The organism is Amycolatopsis sp. WAC 04197 (assembly GCF_003947475.1).
Taxonomy (GTDB): Bacteria; Actinomycetota; Actinomycetes; order Mycobacteriales; family Pseudonocardiaceae; genus Amycolatopsis; species Amycolatopsis japonica.
In genome coordinates this window covers 731191-754229 of sequence record NZ_QHJK01000001.1, presented here as the reverse complement: position 1 = coordinate 754229, position 23039 = coordinate 731191, and the positions used below count along the sequence as shown (strand labels likewise).

The window sequence follows — 23039 nt, the reverse complement described above, 5'->3', positions numbered from 1 at the left end:
TCAGCCACCCCCTTGCCGGGTGTAGGTCGATCCGGCGTCCTGGTGGTACGGGCCGCCCTGCCATTCGCCGATGCTCAGGTTCCGGCTCGGTTCGAAGGCGATGAAGTTCCACGGGCCGACGTAGGTGTTGTCGTGCCATTTGTTGCCCTGGTCGAAGGTGATCGCCTGCTGCACGACCTCACCCTTGTACGGCGACCAGTCCGGGTACGTGCCGAAGTTCGCGAGCACGGCCATCCGCGCGCAGGTGTTCTCACAACCGGTCACGGCCGGGTCGAGGACGAACCGGTTGTGATGGATCTCGACGCGCTGGGTCTTCCAGCGGCAGTCGCCGAACAGCGCGCCCGACGCGATCGCGGGCCGGGCGCACGTCGCGTGGTCCGGCACCAGCCGCGTGCAGGCCCCGGACGAGGTGTTGGCGGGGCTGTTGCAGAACCGGTCCGAGTTCTCCCACAGCGTGATGCCGTTCCAGTTGTTCTCGAGGACGTTCCCGGCGATTTCGATCTTGTCGGTCCGCGCCTTCACCCTCGGCTCGCCGCCGGATTCGGAGATGTACACCGCCGCCACCGGGAAGCTGTCGCCGCGGTCGATGTAGGACTTGCCGTCCACCGCGTTGTTGCGGCGGACGGTGTTGCCGCGGATGACGGCGTTGTAGCCGGTCTCGTACATGATCCCGGTGCTGTCGTTGCCCTCGACGAGATTGCCCTCGATCAGGAAGTCGTTGTTGTTCGTGTCCGCCCACAGCCCGACGCCGCGGTTGCCGTGCACCCAGTTGCCGCGGACGTCGGCGCCGTCGACGGCCCAGAACTTCACGCCGCCGGTGCAGCCGCAGCTTTCGACCTTCTTCTCCCAGTCGCCGGTGTTGTTGCCGGTGATCTCGTTGCCTTCGACGAGCAACCCGGTGATCCGGTTCTGCCCCTCGTAGGCGTTCATCCCGTACTGCCCGTTGTTCCGCAGGCAGTTGCCCCGCACCTGCTGCCGCGCGCCGGCCATCAGGCCCGCGCCGTCGTTGTCCTCCACCGTGTTGTGCTCGATGATCCAGCCGGGGGCGGAATCGTGGTTGACCACGCCCTCGTCGCGCGGGGCGAGGAAACCGCGCACGGTGAGGTACTGGATCTTGACGTCGGCGGCGTTGCCGGAGAAGGCGTACTGGTTGATCTTGCGACCATCGAGGATCGCCTTCGGCGCGCCGACGTAGACGTTCTCGGCCTTCGGCTGCACCTGGTCGAACCGGTCGTCCCCGAGCCGGTGCGTTCCCGGCGCCAGCCAGAACGTCGTCCCCGGGCCACTCGCCCTGGTCTTCGCCGCGAGATCGCCGGGGATCGCCGGATCGACCGTCACCGCTCCCGGCGGGGCCACCGACGGCCCCGGCGGCAGCTTGCCGCAGACCTGCGCCACCCCGCCGGACGGCGCCCGCGCCGGGTCCGGCGGTTTCCCCGCCTCGTCGGCGGGTTCGGCGGTGCAGGAGGCCAGCACCGCCGCGGCCAGCAGGGCGGGCAGGACGACGCGGCGGAAGCGGTGCGGTCGAACCGTCACAACGGAGGTCCCTCGGGCTCGAAGGTGAGCAGTGTGGTCATCCCGGTCGAGGCGGTTCCGGTGCCGATCAGCGTCCACGCGGGCTCACGGCGGCCGAATCCCGCCGAGTACCAACCGAGCGGCGGGCTGGTCTCCCCGCGGTGCGCGGACCACCTGAGCCGTGCCGGAAGCTCCATCGACGCGCCGCGCACCCGGCCGTCGACCGTCCAGGACAGCTTCGCCGTCGACCCGGTGAGCACGACCTCGACGGCCGGGCCGAAGTGGAACGCGAGACGGCAGGGCTGTGCCTCGCCGCCGCGGACCTCGTCGAGGATCCTCAGCTCGGTGCCGTCCAGTTCCACCGAACGCTGGTGCACCGACGGCGCGTAGCCGTCGTGTTCCGCGCTCCAGCGCGACGGCGTCCCCGCCGCGATCACCGTGGTGACCGCGTGTTTCGTCCACAGGAACGGCCCGCCGGAGACGGACTGGTCGGTGCGGGAGAGTTCGAGCGTGTTGTGCCCGGCCGTGGACCGGAAGTACGACCGCCACTTCGGTTCGCCGTGGTAGCAGTACGTTCCCGGGTCGGCGAGGATGTCGACGCCGTCGTGCCGGACCTCCACCGAGAGCGCGTCCGCGTGCGCGTGGGCGGCGATGGACAGGAAGCCGTGCGGTCCGCCGTCGCACCGGCACCAGATCGCGCCGTCGCGCAGGATGGTCATCCCGGCGTCGGCGAAGTCGTCCCGCCGCCGCGCCGGACGCCGCCCGGCGACCTGGATGTCCTTGGCCAGCGCGGAGAACAGCTGGGTGCGGACGTCCCCGCCCGGCGTCTCCGGCCACCAGTCCAACCGTCCGAAAAGGACGGATCCGGTGTCGATCAGCGAGGCCCAGCGGCTGGTCTCGTCACCGTCGACGATGAGGCCGAAGCCATCGTCCGCGTCACCTTGCCTCGGCGGCCGCAGCTTGTTGTCCACAATGGACGCCAGCGCGTCGGTCATCCGGAGCAGCACGAGCCAGGTCGACTCGGGCACCGTGACCCCGGCGGCCTTCGCCTCCAGCGCCCCGGCGAGCCCCAGCTCCAGGACGAGCCCGTGGTACTCGGTGGCGAGTTCGCGGTTGAGACCGGAGTCGAAGGTGTTGTGCCGCAACATCTTGTCCAGCGACGCGAGCGCCGAATCCCGCCACCGGCCGGATTCGGGGAACCAGGCGAACGCGCAGGCCGCGGCGAGCTGCCCGGCGTCCTCCGCGATCACGTGGTTGTTCGCCGACGAACCCCGGCTGGGGAACGCCGCCAGCCAGCGCTGGTGGTGCCAGATCTGGTTGAGCGCCACCGGGTTGTCCTCGAACAGCGCCGAAACCCGCGCCCAGCCATCGAGCAGCCGCCGGACCCACACCCACGACAGCAGCCGGATGCCGAGTTCGATCCCGCTGACCCAGTGCACCCCGCGCATCGGCGGGTTGGCCGCCCACCACGACGCGAGGTGCGCGGCCACGCGTTCGGCGTACCGGGCCTCCCCGGTCAGGGCGTACGCGGCGGCCAGCACGGTGAGGTGCTGATGCCGCGACGGCTCCCAGATCTGCTTGATGTCGCCGACGGTCTCCTCGCTCCGGTACGGGATGTCGAAGGAGTACACATCGGACGGTGCGCGGCGGCCGGTCTTCGGGTCGTACGACCAGTCCGGATCGACGAGGTCGTCGCGCTCGACGCCGAAGTACTCGGCGCGCCCGTCCATCAGCCGGTCGGCGGTGACGAGCAGATCCTTCACCGCTTCGCCCGAGACGGCGGCGAGGACGTCCTCACCGGGCACCGTCGCGAACCGGCGGTCCGGCAGCCAGGCCGCCTTCTCCCCCGCGACCCCGCGCCACTGGCGTTTGCGCACGACGTCGGTGACCCGGCCCGCGACCTCGGCGGGCCCCATCCTCGACAGTCTTCGCAGGTACCAGGACGGATCCATCAGCCGAGACCTTCCTTGGCGTTGATCCGGACCGGCATCCCGGTTTCGAGACTGCGGTTGACCGCGAGCGTGGCCAAAGTCGTCGAAACGAGCGACTCGACGGAAACCGGCATCGAGACACCGGTCGTCAGCGCGTTGACGAACGCTTCGAGCTCGGCGGCCTGCCCCTTGTCCCGGCCCTTGGGGATACGGGAGCTCGCCCACTTCTTGCGGCCGAACACCGACGCGCGCGCGAAGTCGTCGAACTTCAGCACCTTGCCGTCGGCGGTGACGTCGATCGTCTCCTTGGGGAACGCCGGCGAACCGCTGGTGGTGTACGCGATCGACGCGGTCGAGCCGTCCGGGTAGCGCAGCAGGATCTGCAGGTCCTGGTGGCCGGGGGTCGCGGTCGCGTACACCGACACCGGGTCGGAGCCGAGCAGCCAGCTGACCGTGTCGATGAAGTGGCCGCCCTCGCCCGCGAACCGCGAACCCTCGCTGTCGGCCTGGTTGTACCAGCTGTTCGCGTCGAGATGACCGGCGTTGACCAGGTACCGCACGGAGGCCGGACCGATCCGCGGTCCGAAGTGGAGCATCGACTCGTTCAGCAGCGGCGCGAACCGGCGGTTGAAGCCGACCTGCAGCCGGTCGTTGCCGGATTCCTCGATCGCGCCGAGCACGATCTCCAGTTCCTTCTCCGACAACGCCAGCGGCTTCTCCACGAAGACCGCCTTGCCCGCGAGCAGCGCGCGCCTGGTCAGCTCGGCGTGCGAGCTGTGCCTGGTCACGATGAACACGGCGTGGATCGAGTCGTCTTCGAGCATCGCGTCGACGTCGGTGGAGGCGCGGGCGAAGCCGAACTTGCGTTTGGCGTTCGCGCCGGAGAGCGCGGACGTGGTGACGACTTCGAAGAGGTCGAGGTACTCCATCTCCACGAGATGCGGGAGAAGCATCGAGGACGCGTAGTTGCCGGCGCCGATGAAGCCGACCCGCAGAGTGTCGATCTTCGGCACCGCGCGGGTGGTCACCGGTGCCGGGAGCGTGACCGCGGAGACCTGTTCGGTGGCCGCGACGGCGCGCTTCTCGTACTCGAACAGCACCGCGACGGCCTTGAGTTCGCCCTCGTTCAGCTTCCGGTACGTCTCGACGGCGTCGGAGAATTCCGAGACGTGCGAGATCAGCGGCTCGACGTCGAGACGGCCGCTGCCCATCAGGTCGACGACGCATTCGAGGTTTCGGCGCTCGGTCCAGCGGACCTGGCCGATCGGGTAGTCGCGGCCCTCGAGTTCGTACTCCGGGTCGTACCGGCCGGGACCGTACGAGCGGGAGAACCGGACGTCGAGTTCCTTTTCGTAGTAGGCGTTCCACGGCAGGTTCAGCGAGCACTTGCCGATGTCGATCACGCGGCCGCGGTCGCGGGCCAGCTTCGCGGCCAGCTCCACCGGCTCGTTCGTGCTACCGCCCGCGGCGAGGTACACCTGGTCGACGCCGTGTCCGGAGCTGATCTCCGCGACCGCGGTGTCGACGACGCCGGACCCCGGGTCACCGCATTTCAGAGCGCCGAGCTGTTCGGCGAGCGCGCATCGCGACGGGTCCGGGTCGACACCGACCACGCGGACCCCGGACGCGACCAGCAGCTGGACGACCAGCTGGCCGATCAGGCCGAGCCCGATGACCAGCGCGATGTCGCCGATCTGCGGTTCGCCCTGCCGGACACCCTGCATCGCGATCGAGCCGACCGTGCCGAACGCGGCGTGCCGCGGGTCGACGCCGTCGGGCACCTTGGTGTAGAGGTTCTTGGGCACCCAGTTCAGTTCCGCGTGCAGCGCGTGCTCGTTCCCCGCGCACGCCACGTAGTCCCCGACGGCGACGTCGTCGATGCCCGCGCCGACCTCCTCGACCACGCCGCACAGCGAGTACCCCAGCGGCGTGTACGAGTCGAGTTTGTTCATCGCCTTGCGATAGGTGGCGCCCAGCCCGTTCGTGGCGACGCTCTGCATCACCTTCGCGACCTGATCCGGCCGGGCCTTCGCCTTGCCCACCAGCGAAAGGCTCGCCTCGGACACCTTCATCATCTCGGTGCCGGTGGAGATCAGCGAATAGGCGGTGCGGACCAGCACACCCCCCGGTTTGCACGCGGGCACTTCGACGTCGAGGAGCGCCAGCTCCCCGCTCTTGTAGTTCTGCACTACCTGCTTCACGTCGCTCCTCAGCGATCAGGTGGTCCGGGCCGACACGGCGCCGCGATACCAGTACTCGAGGGTCAAGATGTGCCAGAGGTGCTTGGACCGGTCCTGCTGCCCGGACGCGTCTTCGTCCACGAGCTTCCGCAGGGCCTCCCGACGGAGGAACCCGGCCTTCACCAATTCACCTTCGTTCGTCACCTCGCGCACCAGCGGCGCGAGGTCGCGGCTCATCCAAGCCCGCAGCGGTGCGCTGAACAGCCCCTTCGGCCGATGCACGATCTCGGCGGGGAGGATGGACAGCGCCGCTTCCTTGAGCGCCATCTTCCCTTGGCGCTTCACGATCTTCTTGTCCCCGGGGATCCGGAACGCGGCCTTCACGACCTCGATGTCGACGAACGGCGTCCGCACCTCGGTGGAGGCGGCCATACTGGACCGGTCGGTGTAGGCGAGGTTGAGCCCGGGCAGGAAGAGCCGGGAATCGGCGAGGCACATGCGGTTCACGAAATCCGACAACGTGTTGTCGTGATAGGTGTCCGCATGTTCGGTGATCACGTCGTCGACGGCGCCCGCGAGGTCCGGGTTCAGCAGACCGGCGAGTTCGGCCTGGTCGTACATCGTGTAGCTGCGCCGGAACGCGGTCTCTTCGGGCAGCTCCGCGAACGAGAGGAACCGCTTGGCGAACCGGACCGACCGGAACCCGCGCTTCGAGGTCGCCACCGGCAGTCTGTCCACAAGGGACTCGACGGGCCGCCGCACGAGACCGGGGACCCGTTGGTACTGAACGGCGATCTTGTTCGCGAGATGCTTGCGGTATCCGGCGAACAGCTCGTCGGCGCCCATCCCCGAGAGCATCACCTTGACCCCGGCCTCGCGGGCGGCGGTGCAGATCAGGTAGCTGTTGATCGCCGCCGGATCGCCGATCGGCTCGTCGAGGTGATAGGTCATCCGGGGCAGCAGGTCGAGCACCTGCGGCGCGATCTCGATCTCGTGCAGGTCGACGCCGAACTTCGCGGCGACCTTCTTCGCGTACCTGAGGTCGTCCGGCATGGCCTCGAACTTCGCGTCCTCGGCCCGGAAACCGATGGTGTACGCGGAGATCCCCGGCCGCTCGCGCGCGGCGAGCGCGGTCAGGTAGCTGGAGTCGAGCCCGCCGGAAAGGAACGTCGCGACCGGCACGTCGGCGATCAGGTGCTTGCGCGTGGAGTCTTCGATGACGGCGTTGAGGTCGAACTCGCCTTCATACGCGGCGCCCTCTTCGGCGACCTGGCGCAGGGACCAGAAGGTACCGCGTTCGACGTCGCCGTTCGGCCGGAACCGCGCCCAGCTGCCCGGCGGCAGCTTCTCGGCCTCGCGGAACGCGCAACGGCCGTCCGGGACCCAGTAGTAGAGCAGGGAAGCGACGAGCGCGGTGTCGTCGATGGTCAGCGAGCCGCCCAGCTCGGCGGCCAGCGCCTTCAGCTCGGACGCGAACGCGACCCCCTTGCCGCGGCGCACCAGGAAGAGCGGTTTGATCCCCAGCTGATCGCGGACCAGTACCAGCTCACCGGAACGTTCGTCGAAGACACCGAACGCGAACATGCCGCGGAGCCGGTGCAGACCCTCGGTGCCCCATTTCCGCCAGGCTTCCAGCAGAACCTCGGTGTCGGACGTGCCACGGAAGCGCACGCCGGCGGCTTCGAGTTCCTTCCGCAGTTCCGGCGCGTTGTACAGCTCGCCGTTGTAGGTGAGCGCGAGCCCGTCCTTGACCATCGGCTGCGCGCCGGTCTCGGTCAGGTCGACGATCGACAGACGCCGATGTCCTAAATGGACTTCTCCGTGGTCGTACCGCCCGGAACCGTCGGGGCCCCGGTGGGCGAGTGTCTTCGTGAGCCGATCGGTGAGCGGTCCCCCGTCCGGCCAGAAGTAGGCCCCTGCGATGCCGCACATCTGCTTTTACTCCCCCTACAAGGCTTCGGCATTATCCGGTGACACAGGCGAGAATCGTTTGGTCGGCTGATCGGCGTTGTCGAGCTCTTCCGGCCGCTTGTACGGCGTCGGCGGACGACGACGGACGGGCTTCTTGTCCTTCGCCGGTTCGAGTACGCGGTCGACCGGCTTCGCGGGCTCGGGCGGCGCCACCGCGAGCCGCCGCACGGTGGGCTCGTCGTCCGGGAACATCTCGACCGGTTTCGACTGCGGGGCACGGTCGAACCGCGGCCGCGGGCGGCGGACGGGCGGCGGCTCAGGTGCCTTCACCGGTTCCGGCGACTCGACCGGCTCCGGTCCGGGCAGAGCGGCCCGCGTCTCCGCGCCCCGGCCGCGCAACGCCGTGTGCAGGCCGTCCCACAGGGTTCCGTCGGTGTGGTCACGCGGATCCGGGTCCACCACGACGATCCCGATGATCGGGATCCGCCGTTCGGCCAGCTGACGCGCGACGGTGTGCAGCCACTCCGTGTTCGCCCGCCCGGCGCGCACGACGAGGATCGTTTCCGCGCCCAGGTGTTCGAGGTCCGTCCAGGCCGTCCCCGGCTCGATCGACCCGACACCGACACGGCACTCACCGGGCGCCTTCGGCTCATCGCGGTCCAGCACGTGGACCTTGCCTTCGCCGGCGAGAGCGCGCAGATCCGCCTTCGGCAGCTCGTCGACGAGCGTGACCGGCCTCTTCTCCGCGAGCCCGTTGGCGATGTCGACGGCCAACGCGGCCGTCGTGGCGCGGGCGCCGAGGTCGAGCAGCGACACCGTCCCGTGCTCGCCGATCGTGCGGAGCAACGTCGCCGCGACCCGCTCGCGTTCCGCCACCGCACGGGACCTCCGCCACCAGCGCCGCGGTTTCGGCAGCTGGGCGAGCACCGAAGCGCCGAGATGCCACGAAAGTTCGCGCCGCAGCACCGGCCGGTCCTTCACCACACTGCTGATGGCGGCCAGCACGAGCCCCAGCAGCAGGCCGAGTACCGCACCGATCCCGGCGGCGGCACCGGTGGACTTGAGGAACGACTTCGGCACGATCCTCGGCGCGTCCACGATCTGCGTCCCCGCGCCCACCTTCGGCGTGCCGATCCCCGCTTCCTGCGCGCGGCCGTCGTAGTCGGAGATCTTGGACGTCAGCTCCGCGCGGCGGGAGTACATCCGCTCCAGCTGGGCCGGATTGGGATTCCTCTTCGCCTCTTCGGTGACTATGTCGTTCTGGACGGTGGCGAGTTCCGTCTGCGCCTGGTTGCGCTGATCGATCAGGGCCTTCTGCTCGGCGGCGGCGGCCGCCTGGTTGCGCGCGACGTACTCGGTGATGAACGCGTCCGACAACGCCTGCGCGCGGGCGACCGCGTCGGCGTTGTCCTTGCCCTTGACCGTCACCTGGAGGACGTTGTTCGTGACGCCGAGCCCGGTGTAGTCCTTGAGGAACTCTTCCGCGGGCTGGGTGCTGTTCAGTTTCTTGAGCGCTTCGCCCGCGATCTTCGTCGTCTGCAGCACGGCGACGTCGGTTTCCATCAGCGTGCCGCTGTCACTGGGCGAATCGTCGGCGTGGATGACGAGGATCTTCGCCACCGCCGTCGGCGGGGACGGCAGGAGCAACGCCACGAGCGCGCCCGCGATCAGCCCGAACAGCGCGGTGGCCAGCCACAGGCGACGACGTCGCCGGACCGAGACCACGAGCCGCTGGAGATCGATGAGCGGCTCGGATTTCTCTTTTTCGGCGGTCGTCACGGGGTACCTGCCAGTGCTTCTCGATCTGTTTCGGCCTTCTTCTCGGCCTTCGAGGCCCGGGTGGGCCGGACGGGGCGGACCAGGGCCGCCCCCACCACGGCCAAACCCGCGTCGGCGCACGCCTCGGCGAAACCGACCAGTTCCCACGCGGTGCGGGTGCCGACACCGAGCACGACCAGGACGCCTTCGGCGGAGGTGTCCTCCACCACCGGCCGTCCGGGAGCCACTTCGACCACGGTGAACCAGCGGTCGGAGAGCGCGGCGATCCGGTCGGCCGCGGTCCGCGCGGCGTGGTCGCCGTCCGCCACCAGCACCAGCAACCGGCGCTGGGGCAACCGGGCGACGAGACGGCGGAAGTGGACCTCGCCGTCGATCTCCTCGGGGGTGACGTCCACGCGCCGGATGTTCCACGGCCGGTCGTCGCCGAGCAGTTTCGCCCGCAGGCTCCGCCCGGCTTCGGGAACCGCCTCCTCGGCGACGTCCACAGTGGCCAGTACGGGGCCGCCGAGCGCGGCGCCGACCTCCTCCTCGTCCCGCAGCCGCCGGTCGGTGCGGGCGGCGAAGAGGTGACCGAGCAGGCCGAACACGAAGAACAGGAGCGCGCCGCCGAGCGCGAGCTGCGGCAACGTCGGCGCCGCCGCCGAAGTCGGCCGTTCGGCCGCGCCCATCACGACCATGCTGCCGAGACCGCCGCTCGTGGTGTCGGTGGCGTTGAGCGTGGACATCGCCTGCTCGATCGACGAACGCAACGCGGCGAGTTCGGTGCGCAACTGGACGGTCTCCACCGACGTCGTCCCGTCGGAGACCTTCTCCGTCAGCTCGGAGATCCGCTGGTTCGCCTGCGCGACCTGCTGACGCAAGGTCTCGCGGCGTTCCTGCGCCACCTTGACCGCGGCGTCCCCGGTGCTGGCGAGGACCTGCGTCGAGTACTTCACGAATTCCTGGGCGACCTGGTCCGCGACCTGCTGCGCGTGCTCGGCGGAGTCGTCCGTCGCGGCGATGGTGATGACGTTGCCCTGCGCGACCGTGGTGGTCACGCGGTCGCGCAGATCGGCGCCGCTGCCGCGGCCGAGGACGGCGGCGGCCCGGTCGAGTACGACCGAACTGGTCGCGACCTCGGCCTGGGTGAGCAGTTCGCTCGCCTCGCGCGGGCCCTGGAGCAGGACGTTGGACGTGGTCCGGTATCCGGGGGAAAGGATCATCGACGATCCCGCGCCGACCAGTGCGCCGAGGAGGGCGAGGACCACCAGGGTCCGCCACCTCCCGCGCAGGACCTGCCCGATCATGGACAGGCGCACCGTGTCGTCAGTCAAAGCCGGGATCTCCGTCCGGTGCGTGTGGGTGTGGCATGAATCCCGTCGGAGCGACCGCGATGTTGGTTACAGGTTTGCCCGAGTCTTGTTCAAAACGCGATCGGGAAGTCGATCAGCGGACCGCGGCCGCGTAGGCCGCGAGCAGGGCTTTCTGGGAGTTCTCCCACGAGAGCGGACCGGCGACGCGTGCCCGCCCCAGCTCACCCATCTCCGCCCGCTGCTCCGGCGAATCGAGCAGATGCGCGATCAGTTTCGCGAACTCCGGCTCGTCGTTCGCCGGCGCGTACAGCGCGGCTTCCCCGGCCGAAACGCGGGCCTCCCGCAGTTCGAAGGAGACGATCGGACGGCTCATCGCCATGTACTCCATGATCTTGTTCATGGTCGACACGTCGTTGAGCGGGTTCAGCGGATCCGGCGAAAGGCAGACGTCGGCCGAGGACAGGTAGCGCAGCAGGTCCTCGTCGGAGATCCGGCCGGTGAACTCGACCTGATCGTCGAGCTTCAGTTCCTTGGACAACGCCACCATGGCGTCGAAGGCGTCCCCGGAACCGATGAACACGGCGTGCCAGTCGGTGCGACCGACCTCGTCACGCAGCGAAGCGAGCGCGCGCAACGCGTAGTCGACGCCGTCCTGCGGGCCCATCACGCCGAGGTACGCCAGCAGATGCGGCTTGCCCTTCTTGAGTTCGGGCTCGGCGGGCACCATGTGGAACCGCTCGACCACGGGCGCGCTGCGTACGACGAAGACGTCGTCCGGCGACTTGCCGCCGCGTTTCACGGCGACGTCCTTGTAGCTCTCGTTGGTCGCGATGACGACGTCGGCCGTCTTGTAGGTGCGGCGCTCCAGCGCGCACACCGCGCGGTACAGGAAGTCCTCACCGCGGTCGAAGCGCGAGAGGTACAGCTCGGGACAGAGGTCGTGCTGGTCGAAGATGAACTTCGCGCCCTGGCGCTTGAGGTATAGCGCGACCAGGAACAGCAGATCCGGCGGGTTGCAGGCGTGCACCACGTCGACCCGGCCGACCTTGCGGGCGAGCCGGAGCGTGTGCCACAGCGCGGATCCGTACTCCTGGACGTATCCGGCCGGACCACCGGTGGCGGCCTTGAGCGGGTACCGCAGGATGTGGACGCCGTCGATGGTGACTTCGGCTTCGGTGTCCCGTTTCGTCCCTTGTGGACAGATGACGTGGACTTCCCAGCCGGCGTCGCGAAGGGTCTGGCACTCCTGCCAGACACGGCGATCGAAGGGGACGGAAAGGTTCTCGACGAGGATGAGAGCTTTACCAGGCAAGACCGACATATCCCTCTTCAGCCCGGCGCTCGGCGGCGTCGGGTACGCGGACGAGATCGATGATGGTGTGGCCGCCACCGGCCGGGAGCGCCGCGAGGACCTCCGGATCGGAGGAGCCGATGAGGCAGACCTCGGCGTGGTCGACGACCTCGTCGATGGAGCCGGCCAGCAGCTGGCCGAGATGCGGCAGCCTGCCCTCGATGTACTCGCGGTTCGCGCCCATCAGCCGCGAAAGGCTGACGTTGGCGTCGTAGATGCGGAGGTCGTAACCCTTGCCGAGCAGCCGCTCCGCGAGCTCGACGAGCGGGCTCTCGCGGAGGTCGTCGGTGCCGGGTTTGAACGACAGGCCGAACAGGCCGATCTTGCGTTTTCCGGTGCGCGCGACGAGATCGAAGGCACGCTGGAGGTGTTCGTCGTTGGAGGGCAGCACGTGCGAGAGGATCGGGACGGCGACGTCCGCGCGGTGCGCGGCGTAGACCAGGCCGCGCAGATCCTTGGGGAGGCACGAGCCGCCGAAGGCGAACCCGGGGCGGAGGTAGGCGGGGCTGATGTTGAGCTTGCGGTCGGCGAGGAAGACGTCGATCACCTGATGCGAGTCGAGCCCCAGCGCGCGGCAGATGGCGCCGAGTTCGTTCGCGAAGCCGATCTTGAGCCCGTGGAAGGAGTTGTCGGCGTACTTCGTCATCTCGGCGACCGGGATCGCGACGCGGAAGACCTCGCCGGGAAGGCCTTCGTACAGGGCCGCGACGACATCGCCGCTGGCCGGGTCGAGCTCGCCGATGACGGTTTTGGGCGGATCGAAGAAGTCCTTGACGCTGCTCCCCTCGCGCAGGAACTCGGGGTTCACCGCGACCCCGAAGTCCACACCGGCGGTGCGGCCGGACGACTTCTCGAGGATGGGGACGAGCAGATCAAGGCAGGTGCCGGGGAGCATGGTGCTGCGGAAGACGACCGTGTGGCGCTCGGTCTTGTTTCGGAGCGCTTCGCCGATTTCCTCGGCGACACGCTCCAGGAACGCCGTCGACAGGCTGCCGTTCGGCGCGGACGGGGTACCGACACAGATCAGGGAGACTTCGCTGTCCGCGATCGCCTGTCTGACGTCGGTGGTCGCTCTCAGCTTGCCCTCGGCGACCACCTGCGCGGTCAGTTCCCCGATCCGCTCCTCGACCACCGGCGCCTTGCCGCTGGAGACGAGTTCGATCTTCACCGGGTTCACGTCGACCCCGACGACCTCGTGCCCGCGTCCGGCCAGGCACGCCGCCGACACGCAACCGACGTAACCGAGCCCGAAGACACTGATCTTCATGACGAATTCCTCCAGCCGCGTTCCGCTGCCCGTTGGTCGGCGGTGGGACCGGGTTCGTTACCGGTGTCCGTCGTTCGCCTGCTTTTGGCGGAATGCCTGTGCGGCAAGGGAATCACTCATCGTCCGAGAGGCGCGAAACGCTACAGGGCGCGCGTAACGATCTCGTGAGTGATTCAGGCGGCGGTGAGGCATGGGTCGGGTTGGTCGTGAGTGGTAAGTGACGTTAGAACGTCACTTACCACTCACGACCACCCTGACCCAGTTATCCACAGCCAGCGCCCTCCCCCGCTGCTTGTCCACAGATCCGCTTCGAGCCACCCACAACGACCCTCCACCGGCGATCGTCAGAGGGTGCCCACCAACAGACGCTGGTCGGAAGACTCCGTCCCGGCCGGACAACGCCCGAGCTGGCCGATCCTCCTGGCGGAGCAACAGGGAATCGTCTCGAGGGGGCAATTGCGCGCCTACGGTCAAACCATGTCGGACATCAGGGCGAATCTCGCGGCCGGACGCTGGCAGCGGGTTCTCCCACGGGTTTACTCGACGTTCACCGGCGACTTGTCACGCTCGGCCAAGATCCAAGCCGCGCTGCTCTACGGAGGCGGGTACGCGATTTTGAGCCATCGAACGGCCGCCGAAGAATGGGAAATCCTCCCGGTCATCGAAGGGCCTGTCGAAATCACGGTTCCGTACACCTTCTCCGCGATCTCGCAGACTCCCTTTGTCATCGTGCACAGGTCTCGCGCGCTGCCGCACATCGCCGCGGGAACGCATCCCCCACGAAGCAAGGTGACGGACACGATCCTCGATCTGGCCGCCGCCCAGCGGACCCCGCACCAGGCGACGAACACCATCGTCGACTTGCTCGGCCGGACCAGGACGTCCGTGGCCGCCATGGAGGCGTGCGTGCTGGTCCGGCCGCCGTTCCGCTATCGGCCCGCCATTCGATACGGCCTCGCCCTCGTCGGCGGGGGATTGATGTCGGCTCTCGAAGTGGCCTACTTGGAAAAGGTCGAGGACGAGCACTGATTACCGCGTGGAAACCGGCAAACGCCGATCGAGGTGGACGGCAAAACGCTCTGGGAGGACGTCACCTACGACGATCACGGCGCCGCGATGACGGTCCGGCTCGACGGTCGGGCGACCCATGCGATGGCAGGCATCGCTTTCCGGGATCGCCGACGGGACAACGCGGCCGAACTGGCGGGACGGGCAAGACTCGTCTACGGCTGGCAAGACGTCCAGGACTCGCCGTGCGAGGTGGCCGCCGAGGTCCGCACCATTCTGGTTCGCGAAGGTTGGGACCCGGCAGGGGCCCGCACGACGACTTGTTCGCGGTGCGGCGAGCGGCAGAACGGTCCGGGTGGTCGTGAGTGGTAAGTGACGTTAGAACGTCACTTACCACTCACGACGGCTTTTACCCGACCCACTTCGCAGCGAGCCCCTCCCCGACGGAAGTCGCCTTCCCGTGGTTCTCGATGGGCGAGACCTTCGAGTTCTTGAAGCAGATGTACGTGACGCCCGAGTCGACGCCGCCGTTCTTCGGGTCCGGGTTGATGCCCAGCGCCTTCGCGGTCGCGTAGGACGCTTCGCCGATGATGTCCTTCGGGCCGGTGTCACCGATGACGGTGTAGAGCACCTTGTTGTTGTAGATCACCGCGCACGATCCGGCGCCCTTGAGGCCGGCCTTCTCGAAGTTCCACGTGCTGCTGATGCTCGGCACGACGATGTAGGGCGTCTCGTCGGCGACCAGCGCCTTGCCGTCGGAGCGCGGGTACGCGGTGCCGTCCTGGAACCACGGGTCGGTGTTCTTGTTGCACCGCGCGGTCGGCTGCCCGTCGCAGTCGACGTCCATGTCGGCCTTCCAGAACACGGCGCTCCCCGCGTCGCAGACCGCGATGGTCCGGCCGGTCTCCTCGTCGGTCTTGTACTTGCCGTTCGAGACCTGCTTGCAGCTGGTGGTCTTCGCCAGCAGCTGCTGCGCGGTCGGCCCGGCCTGGATCGAAGGGGCGGCCGCGGCCGTCGCCGCGGGGGCCAGTCCGGCGGCCACCACCATCGCCGAGAACAGGAGCAGTTTCCGCATACCGAGCACCCCTTAGTTAATAAAGCTTCTTTATCGAGGGTCCTCAGGATGCCTTCGCCGCAGTTTCAGCTCAAGGGTTATTTTCCCACCACACAAAGAAAACCGGTCAAAAGCGGGCAAGCCTGGCGACCCGCGACATGACCCGTCCCGCTCGGCGGTACAGGCCTTCCCGGTTACCGAGCACGCCGTCGATCCAGTCCTGATCGATGTCGTGCCGGACCTCCGTGCGCGGCCGCAGCCAGCTGTCGCGCGACACGGCTCCGCCTTCGTGCGTGTAGACCCGCGTCGCGCCGGAACGCCGGAGCCTGCTGAGCACCCGCCGGTCGTAGGCGCCGAACGGCGGCGCGTACGCGCGTACGGGTTCGCCGCTCAGGTCCTCGAGCAGTTTCGGCGCGATTTCGAGTTCGCGCCGGGCGTGCCTGCCGTCGAGGCGCCGCCAGTCGCGGTGCTCCCAGCCGTGCGAACCGATCGACATCCCCGCCTCGACCAGTTCGCGAAGACCGTCGGCGTCGACGAAACCCCGCTGCCCGATCCGGCCGGCCAGCGGGAAGAACTCGGCCGTGAGATCGCGCTCCACCAGTCTGGGGAGCGCGATCTCGACGTCCGAGACGTTGCCGTCGTCGAAGGTGAGCCCGACGTCTTCGCGTCCGGCCATCGAGTCGAGCACCCGCTCGAACTGCTCGACGGTCACCCATGTTTCGTCTTCGCCTGGATCCAGCGCGCGCACGGGTTTGCCCACGCCGCCAATCGCCAGGATCACCATCCGCGCCTCATTCGGGACCGAGTGTGTTTCCCGATTAATCGCGTTGGCGAATGGAGTAGTTACATGATCCCGCAAGGTGTCCACTAATGGATTACTTGCGGATCTCCAGGGTGCAGCACTTCGGGCCGCCGCCGGCCTTCCGCAGCTCGGAGATGTCCAGGAAGACGACCTCGTAGCCGCGTTCGGTCAGCCGCGCCGCCAATCCGGTCGCCTCGACCGGCAGGACGACGTTGCGGCCGTCGGACACCCCGTTGAGGCCGAAACACTCCGCGTCGGCGCGGTCCGCGATTACCGCGTCGGGGAACATCCGCTCCAGCACCTTCCGCGACCCGGCCGAGAAGGCCTCCGGGTAGTAGGCGATCTGGGCGGACGTGGTGTCGGTCGCCTCGGCGAGCACGAACAGCGCGGTGTCGAGGTGGTAGTAGCTCGGGTCGATCAGCCGCAGCGAGACGACCGGGACGCCGAGGACCTCCTGCGCTTCGGCGTGCGCCGCCGGGTCGGTGCGGAAGCCGGTGCCGGCGAGCAGGATCTTGCCTGTCCAGGCGAAGTCGCCTTCGGCCTCGTTGATCTTCTCGGGCATGGTGATGTCGCGGTAGCCGTGCTCGACGAACCAGCGGCGGAAGTGCTCGGCCTCGGCGGTGCGCTGCGGGGCGCGGAACCGCGAGCCGAGGACCCGCCCGTCGACGACGGTGCCGGAGTTCGCGGCGAACACCATGTCGGGCAGACCGGGCTGGGCGTCGATCTCCTCGACGGTGTGGCCGAGGCGTCGGTAGGTGTCGCGGAGTTCGGTCCACTGCGCCATCGCGGCGTCGACGCTGACCGGGACCGACGGGTCCATCCACGGGTTGATGACGTAATCCACCGCGAAGTACCGCGGCGGGCACATGAGGTAGCGGCGCGTCGTGGGTACACGGGGCTGCTGCTCCAGTTCCGGCATACCCGAAGGGTAAGGCTCACCTAATTCCGCAATCAATCGCTGTTCGCTGCGCATATACCTGCTAAACATTGCGTGTGAACACCATCGACCAGCGAATCGTTTCATGCCTGATGGCCAATGCGAGGTCCAGCTACGCCGACATCGGCAAAGTCGTCGGCCTGTCCGCGCCCGCGGTGAAACGACGGGTCGACAGACTGCTCGAAACGGGGGTCCTGCGCGGATTCACCGCGGTCGTGGACCCCGAGGCGCTGGGCTGGGGCACCGAGGCCTTCGTCGAGATGACCTGCAACGGCAACATCACCCCGGCCCGGATCCGGGCCCGGCTGGAACCGCTGCCCGAGGTCGTCGCGGCCTACACGGTCTCCGGCGCGGCCGACGCGATCGTCCATCTGCGCGCTTCGGACATCCACCACCTCGAGACCGCGCTGGAACGGCTGCGCGGACTGGAGATCGTCGACCGCACGGTGTCCACCGTCGTCCTGTCTCGGCTACTGGAACGCCCGCCGACGCCCGAAGCGTGACACCCTCGACCGCGTGACCGATCAGATCCGCTCCAGCCATGACGGCGGCGTCGCCGTGCTCACCATCGACGCGCCCGCGACCCGCAACGCCCTGACCCTCGACCTGTCCGCGCAGCTGGCCGAGGCCGTCTCGCGCGCCGAAGCCGACGAAAGTGTCCACGCCTTGGTCGTCACGGGCGCGCCACCGGCGTTCTGCGCGGGCGCCGACCTGAACACGCTCGCCGGCGCCCGGGAGGACGGACTCCGCGCGATCTATGACGGTTTTCTCTCGGTGGCGCGGTGTTCCCTGCCGACGATCGCCGCGGTCGGCGGGGCCGCCGTGGGCGCCGGACTGAACCTCGCGCTCGCCGCGGACGTCCGCATCGTGGGACCGAAGGCGAAGTTCGTGGCCAGATTTCTCGATCTCGGCATCCATCCCGGCGGCGGGATGACGTGGATGATCCAGCGGCTCGTCGGCCCGCAGAAGGCCGCGGCGATGACACTCTTCGGTGAGGTCGTCGGCGCCGAAGCCGCTGTCGAATGCGGGCTCGCGCTCCGGCTGGTCGAAGGAGATCTGGTCGAGGCCGCCCGTGAACTGGCCAAACCCGCCGTCAACGCTCCGCGAGACGTCCTCCTGGCGACGAAGCGCACGCTTCGGCACACCGCCACGCTGACCGACCATTCGGCCGCCGTCGACGCCGAGATCGAGCCCCAGGTGGCGTCACTCACCGCACCCGCGTTCACCGAACGGCTGGCCAGGTTGAGGGCTTCACTGTCCAACTGATGATTGGTCCTCGACCGGACTTCACTACGCTGGAAGGAGATACGGCTCACAATCGGGCCGCATCGCCGACCGTTACCATCAGTAACAGATAAACCGGATAATCCCCGCTCAGCGACGAGCTCAGGACACTCGAGAAGTAGGTCCGGCCCGTTTTTACGGCAACCTGGGAAGTGTGCCGAGGACTAGCCTCGGGACATGGCACCTGTGACCTGTCCGACATCGCCGGGCGAGGCACGCCGATCTCCGGCACGGCCGGGGACGACGCACGTCGGGAGAGAGGGAATCCCTGACCTATGAGCACGAGTGCGAACGGCAACGGCTCCTTGTCGGCCGTCAGGCCCACCGAGGTCGCCAAGCTGGACCGGGTGGTCATCCGGTTCGCCGGCGACTCCGGTGACGGCATGCAGCTGACGGGCGACAGGTTCACCTCGGAAGCGGCCGCTTTCGGCAACGACCTGTCGACCATGCCGAACTTCCCCGCCGAGATCCGCGCGCCCCAGGGCACCATTCCGGGCGTCTCGAGCTTCCAGGTGCACTTCGCCGACTACGACATCCTGACCCCGGGCGACCGGCCGGACGTCCTCGTCGCGATGAACCCCGCCGCTCTGAAGGCGAACCTCGCCGACGTCCCGGCCGGTGGGACGATCATCCTCAACACCGACGAGTTCTCGAAGCGGAACCTGGTCAAGGTCGGCTTCGAGAACGACCCCCTCGACGACGACACCCTTTCGGCCTATCAAGTCCACCGGGTCGCCATGTCGACGTTGACCAGGGGCGCGCTCGAAGAGACCGGACTGTCCAAAAAGGACGCCGAACGCGCGAAGAACATGTTCGCGCTCGGTCTGCTCTCCTGGATGTACCACCGGCCGACCGAAGGCACGGAACGCTTCCTGCGCGAGAAGTTCGCGAAGAAGGCCGACATCGCCGAGGCCAACATCCTGGCCTTCCGCGCCGGCTGGAACTACGGCGAGACGACGGAGTCGTTCGCGACGACGTACGAGGTCGCGCCCGCGAAGCTGAACCAGGGCACGTACCGCCAGATCACCGGGAACACCGCGCTGGCGTACGGGCTGGTCGCCGCCGGGCAGCAGTCGGGCCTGCAGATCCTGCTGGGGACGTACCCGATCACCCCGGCCTCGGACATCCTCCACGAGCTGTCCAAGCACAAGAACTACGGAATCCTCACCTTCCAGGCCGAGGACGAGATCGCCGGTATCGGCGCGGCGCTCGGCGCCTCCTACGGCGGCGCGCTGGGCGTCACCTCGACGTCCGGGCCCGGTGTCGCGCTGAAGTCCGAGGCCATCGGGCTCGCGGTGATGACCGAACTGCCGCTGGTCGTCGTCGACGTCCAGCGCGGCGGCCCGTCGACCGGTCTGCCGACCAAGACCGAGCAGGCCGATCTGCTGCAGGCGATGTTCGGCCGCAACGGCGAATCGCCGGTGCCGATCGTCGCGCCGCTGTCCCCCGCGGACTGCTTCGACGCGGCGCTGGAGGCCACCCGGATCGCGCTCAAGTACCGCACGCCGGTGTTCCTGCTGTCGGACGGCGCGATCGCGAACGGCTCCGAACCGTGGCTGATCCCGAACGTCGAGGACCTGCCGGATCTGCGCGTGGAATTCGCCACCGAGCCGAATGCCGAGGACGGTTCCGGGGAATTCTGGCCGTATGTACGCGACCCCGAGACCCTCGCCCGCGAGTGGGCGCTGCCGGGCACCGCCGGGCTGCAGCATCGCATCGGCGGGCTGGAGAAGGCCGACAAGACCGGCCACATCTCCTACGACCCGGACAACCACGACAAGATGGTCCGGCTGCGCCAGGCCAAGATCGACGGCATCGACGTCCCCGACCTCGTCGTCGACGATCCGAGCGGCGGCAAGGCACGGGTGCTGGCACTCGGCTGGGGCTCGTCCTACGGACCGATCGGCGCCGCGTGCCGCCGCGTCCGCAAGGACGGCATGCCGATCGCGCAGGCGCATCTGCGCCATCTCAACCCGTTCCCCGGCAACCTCGGCGACGTACTCCGTTCGTACGACACCGTCGTCGTCCCGGAAATGAACCTCGGCCAGCTTTCGATGCTCTTGAGGGCCAAGTATCTCGTCGACGTGAAGTCGTACACGAAGGTCGCCGGGCTGCCCTTCAAGGCCGAAGAGCTGCAAGGCGTCTTCACGGAGATCATCACCAGTACGGAGGGGGCGAAGTGACCGCGATCGACCTGGGGATCCCCACCCTCGGCGGCTTGGACCTTGTGCCGACCGAGACCGAACCGCAGAAGGCCAAGGACTACAAGTCGGACCAGGAGGTCCGCTGGTGCCCAGGCTGCGGTGACTACGTCGTGCTCAACGCCGTGCAGTCGTTCCTGCCGACGCTCGGCCTCAAGCGCGAGAACATCGTGTTCATCTCGGGTATCGGGTGCTCGTCGCGATTCCCGTACTACCTGAACACCTATGGCATGCACTCGATCCACGGCCGGGCGCCGTCGATCGCGACCGGGCTCGCGACCGCGCGGCCGGATCTGTCGGTGTGGGTGGTCACCGGTGACGGCGACGCGCTGTCCATCGGCGGCAACCACCTGATCCACGCGTTGCGGCGCAACGTGAACATCAAGATCCTGCTGTTCAACAACCGGATCTACGGCCTCACCAAGGGCCAGTACTCGCCGACGTCCGGGCCGGGCATGGTCACGAAGTCCACCCCGATGGGCTCGGTCGACACCCCGTTCAACCCGCTTTCGCTGGCGATCGGCGCCGAGGCGTCGTTCGTGGGCCGTGCGCTCGACTCGGACCGCAAGGGCCTGACCGAGGTGCTGGAAGCCGCCGCGAAACACCGCGGGTCGGCGCTGGTGGAGATCTACCAGAACTGCCCGATCTTCAACGACGGCGCCTTCGACGTCCTCAAGGACAAGGACGAGGCCGCCACCCGGCTCATCCCGCTGAAGGCGGGCGAGCCGATCAAGTTCGGCCCGCAGGGCGAATACGGCGTCACGCGCGGCGGCTGGGCCGGGCTGGAGGTCGGGAAGGTCGCGAACATCGGCGAGGAGAACCTCGTCGTGCACGACCCCACGATCGAGGACACGGCGTACGCGTTCGCGCTTTCGCGGATCGGCGACCAGAACCTGAACCACGTGCCGACCGGCATCCTGCGGCAGGTCGAGCGGCCCACCTACGACGACCAGGCGCGTGCCCAGGTCGCGGAGGCGCAGGCCGCCCGCAAGCCGGATCTGCAGGGGCTGCTGCGCGGCAAGGACACCTGGACAGTGGTTTAGGTCGCGCGCTGACGGAAAAACGCCGAAGGGGCGCCCGTTCCACATTCACCTCACGGTGAGTGCGGAGGGCGCCCCTTCATCGTGTTTCCGTGGGCCTTCGGCCCAAAAGAGGGCGCGCGACGTGAAGTCTCCGTCGGGCGCAGGGCGCCCTTGGGGAGACCCTTCTGGTCGCGTTTCTCAAACCAACGGACGGAAGCCCACGCGTTCCGCGTCGGCGGCGGTCCGGAACCAGACCTCCGCGACCATCTTCGGGAACTGCTGCGAATCCTCCGTGCAGTACCGCAGAGCCGTCACGCTGGCCTTGACCGCGAAGTCGTCGGCCGGACGGCCACCACCCGGCCGCGGCATCGCCGAGCCGGGTCCGAACGGGCCCGGCGGAACAGACTCGGCCACCGGAGCGGAGACCTGCCGCGCGGGCGGGGGCTCCGGCGCCGGCATCGCGTCGCCCGGCTGGACGGCGGGCTCGAACAGCGAACCGCTCTGCCCACCGGACAGCTCCGGCTCACGGCGCTCGATCGCCCGCATCGACGGCTGGATCGGCTGAGGCGGCTCGAAACCGCCGCGGACCGCGCCCCGCGGCGTGCGCTTGGGCAGCACCTGGGTGGCTTCGGCGGGAGTCTCGGGTTCCGAGTCGAGGTGCCCGGCCTTCGCTTCTTCGTCCGACCCGAAGGCGTACGCGGGCGGATCGTGGAGCTCCTCTTCCCGCTCGAACCAGTTGGTCTCGACGGGTGCCTGCTCCGTCTCCACGCGCGACGCGGGGCTGAACAGCGACACCGGCTCCGGCTGCGTCTCGGCGCCTTCGGGATCCAGCTGCATCTCGAGACGGGACCGGTACGGCCCCTCACCCGGCAACGGCGGCTGGGGCTCGGGTTCCGGCTCAGGTTCGAGGTCCAGCTTCGAAGCGGGCTGGAGATAATCGGTCGCCGCGGCGACGTACGGGTTCTCCGGCTCGGGCGCGGGCTCGGGTTCCGGCTCCGCCAAGGCCGCCGGGATGTACTGCGTCCGCTCGGCCGCGGGCTCCGGCTCCGGGTCGGGTTCGGGCTCCGTCTGCTCCGCCGTGCGGTACTCGGCCTCGTACTCTTCTTCGGGCTCGAAGGTCTGCGTCGCGGCCGGGGTGTGCTCCGGCTCCTCGACAACGTCCTGAACAGGCTCCTCAGCGGGTTCGGTCCACTGCTGCGCGGGCTCCTGCTCGGTGAGCGTCTCGGGGTACGCGGGCTTCGGCTCCTCGACCGCCGCGAACTCCTCGTCCAGATCGTCGTGCAACGGCTTCGTGAGGTACGCGGTCCCGCCGGCGACGGCCGCGGCACCCGCGCCGAGGCTCACCCCGGCGGGCAGCCGGGACTTCTCGGCGTGCGCGGTGGTCAGCGAGCTTTCGAGCTCACGGATGCGCTTGCGCGCCGGGATCACCAGCACCAGCCAGGTGAGCAGCGCGCCGACGACGAACGCCAGCAGACTCCACAGCCAAACCTGTCCGAAAATGGACATCT

Annotated in this window: 18 protein-coding genes; 6 read left to right on the top strand and 12 right to left on the bottom strand. The window is 68.5% G+C overall.

All coding sequences use genetic code 11. The features are described 5' to 3' along the window. The 8 genes from DMC64_RS03745 to DMC64_RS03710 form a co-directional block, all read right to left on the bottom strand. A complete protein-coding gene (locus DMC64_RS03745) occupies positions 1 to 1533 on the bottom strand; it encodes a right-handed parallel beta-helix repeat-containing protein (RefSeq protein ID WP_125732054.1) in 1533 nt (510 codons plus the stop codon). Then, positions 1530 to 3464, bottom strand: a complete 1935-nt coding sequence (locus DMC64_RS03740) for an alginate lyase family protein (RefSeq protein ID WP_125732052.1) — start codon at positions 3462 to 3464, stop codon at positions 1530 to 1532. The genes DMC64_RS03745 and DMC64_RS03740 overlap by 4 nt, the downstream gene beginning before the upstream one ends. Continuing rightward, the gene (locus tag DMC64_RS03735) at positions 3464 to 5644 is read right to left on the bottom strand and encodes a bi-domain-containing oxidoreductase (protein WP_125732050.1); all 2181 of its coding nucleotides are present in this window, start codon (positions 5642 to 5644) and stop codon (positions 3464 to 3466) included. Before DMC64_RS03735 ends, DMC64_RS03740 begins: the two co-directional genes overlap by 1 nt. 15 nt (positions 5645 to 5659) lie before the next feature. Then, a complete protein-coding gene (asnB, locus tag DMC64_RS03730; RefSeq protein WP_125732048.1) occupies positions 5660 to 7555 on the bottom strand; it encodes an asparagine synthase (glutamine-hydrolyzing) in 1896 nt (631 codons plus the stop codon). Positions 7556 to 7570: 15 nt separating this feature from the next. Next, positions 7571 to 9313 carry a Wzz/FepE/Etk N-terminal domain-containing protein gene (locus tag DMC64_RS03725; RefSeq protein ID WP_125732046.1) on the bottom strand — a complete coding sequence of 581 codons (1743 nt, stop codon included), beginning with the start codon at positions 9311 to 9313 and terminating at the stop codon, positions 7571 to 7573. After that, positions 9310 to 10599: an exopolysaccharide biosynthesis protein gene (locus DMC64_RS03720; RefSeq protein WP_125732830.1), complete on the bottom strand. Its 1290-nt coding sequence runs from the start codon at positions 10597 to 10599 to the stop codon at positions 9310 to 9312. Before DMC64_RS03720 ends, DMC64_RS03725 begins: the two co-directional genes overlap by 4 nt. Positions 10600 to 10738: 139 nt before the next feature. Continuing rightward, entirely contained in the window at positions 10739 to 11926 is a 1188-nt protein-coding gene (locus tag DMC64_RS03715; protein ID WP_037332864.1) for a glycosyltransferase family 4 protein, read from the bottom strand. Further along, positions 11907 to 13223, bottom strand: coding sequence for a nucleotide sugar dehydrogenase (locus DMC64_RS03710; RefSeq protein WP_037332866.1), 1317 nt, complete (start codon positions 13221 to 13223; stop codon positions 11907 to 11909). The genes DMC64_RS03715 and DMC64_RS03710 overlap by 20 nt, the downstream gene beginning before the upstream one ends. A 477-nt stretch (positions 13224 to 13700) precedes the next feature. Between DMC64_RS03710 and DMC64_RS43170 the strand changes: the two genes are divergently transcribed. Together DMC64_RS43170 and DMC64_RS43165 are read left to right on the top strand one after the other, a co-directional pair. Then, on the top strand, positions 13701 to 14252 hold the full coding sequence (locus DMC64_RS43170; protein WP_233629551.1) for a hypothetical protein: 552 nt from the start codon (positions 13701 to 13703) through the stop codon (positions 14250 to 14252). 33 nt (positions 14253 to 14285) lie between these two features. Then, positions 14286 to 14603 carry a hypothetical protein gene (locus DMC64_RS43165; protein WP_233629550.1) on the top strand — a complete coding sequence of 106 codons (318 nt, stop codon included), beginning with the start codon at positions 14286 to 14288 and terminating at the stop codon, positions 14601 to 14603. 37 nt (positions 14604 to 14640) lie between these two features. On the opposite strand, the gene DMC64_RS03700 is transcribed toward DMC64_RS43165, so the two are convergent. The 3 genes from DMC64_RS03700 to ddaH form a co-directional block, all read right to left on the bottom strand. Beyond that, entirely contained in the window at positions 14641 to 15306 is a 666-nt protein-coding gene (locus DMC64_RS03700) for a glycoside hydrolase family 75 protein (RefSeq protein ID WP_037335914.1), read from the bottom strand. A gap of 106 nt (positions 15307 to 15412) precedes the next feature. Further along, complete coding sequence (locus tag DMC64_RS03695) at positions 15413 to 16069, bottom strand: polysaccharide deacetylase family protein (RefSeq protein WP_125732044.1); 657 nt, start codon at positions 16067 to 16069, stop codon at positions 15413 to 15415. Positions 16070 to 16160: 91 nt separating this feature from the next. Further along, the gene (ddaH, locus tag DMC64_RS03690; protein ID WP_199754870.1) at positions 16161 to 17006 is read right to left on the bottom strand and encodes a dimethylargininase; all 846 of its coding nucleotides are present in this window, start codon (positions 17004 to 17006) and stop codon (positions 16161 to 16163) included. Positions 17007 to 17080: 74 nt separating this feature from the next. Here ddaH and DMC64_RS03685 point away from each other — a divergent pair, with 74 nt between their 5' ends. The 4 genes from DMC64_RS03685 to DMC64_RS03670 all read left to right on the top strand — a co-directional run bounded on the left by DMC64_RS03685 (position 17081) and on the right by DMC64_RS03670 (position 21552). Further along, a complete protein-coding gene (locus DMC64_RS03685) occupies positions 17081 to 17527 on the top strand; it encodes an Lrp/AsnC family transcriptional regulator (RefSeq protein ID WP_005151923.1) in 447 nt (148 codons plus the stop codon). A 13-nt stretch (positions 17528 to 17540) separates the two neighbouring features. Beyond that, the gene (locus DMC64_RS03680) at positions 17541 to 18290 is read left to right on the top strand and encodes an enoyl-CoA hydratase (protein WP_125732042.1); all 750 of its coding nucleotides are present in this window, start codon (positions 17541 to 17543) and stop codon (positions 18288 to 18290) included. A 293-nt stretch (positions 18291 to 18583) separates the two neighbouring features. Then, positions 18584 to 20491 (top strand): 2-oxoacid:acceptor oxidoreductase subunit alpha, encoded by a 1908-nt coding sequence (locus DMC64_RS03675; protein ID WP_125732040.1) that lies wholly within the window; start codon positions 18584 to 18586, stop codon positions 20489 to 20491. After that, complete coding sequence (locus DMC64_RS03670; RefSeq protein WP_125732038.1) at positions 20488 to 21552, top strand: 2-oxoacid:ferredoxin oxidoreductase subunit beta; 1065 nt, start codon at positions 20488 to 20490, stop codon at positions 21550 to 21552. Before DMC64_RS03675 ends, DMC64_RS03670 begins: the two co-directional genes overlap by 4 nt. Before the next feature lie 177 nt (positions 21553 to 21729). On the opposite strand, the gene DMC64_RS03665 is transcribed toward DMC64_RS03670, so the two are convergent. Continuing rightward, positions 21730 to 23037, bottom strand: coding sequence for a hypothetical protein (locus DMC64_RS03665; RefSeq protein ID WP_125732036.1), 1308 nt, complete (start codon positions 23035 to 23037; stop codon positions 21730 to 21732). Positions 23038 to 23039: the final 2 nt, after the last annotated feature.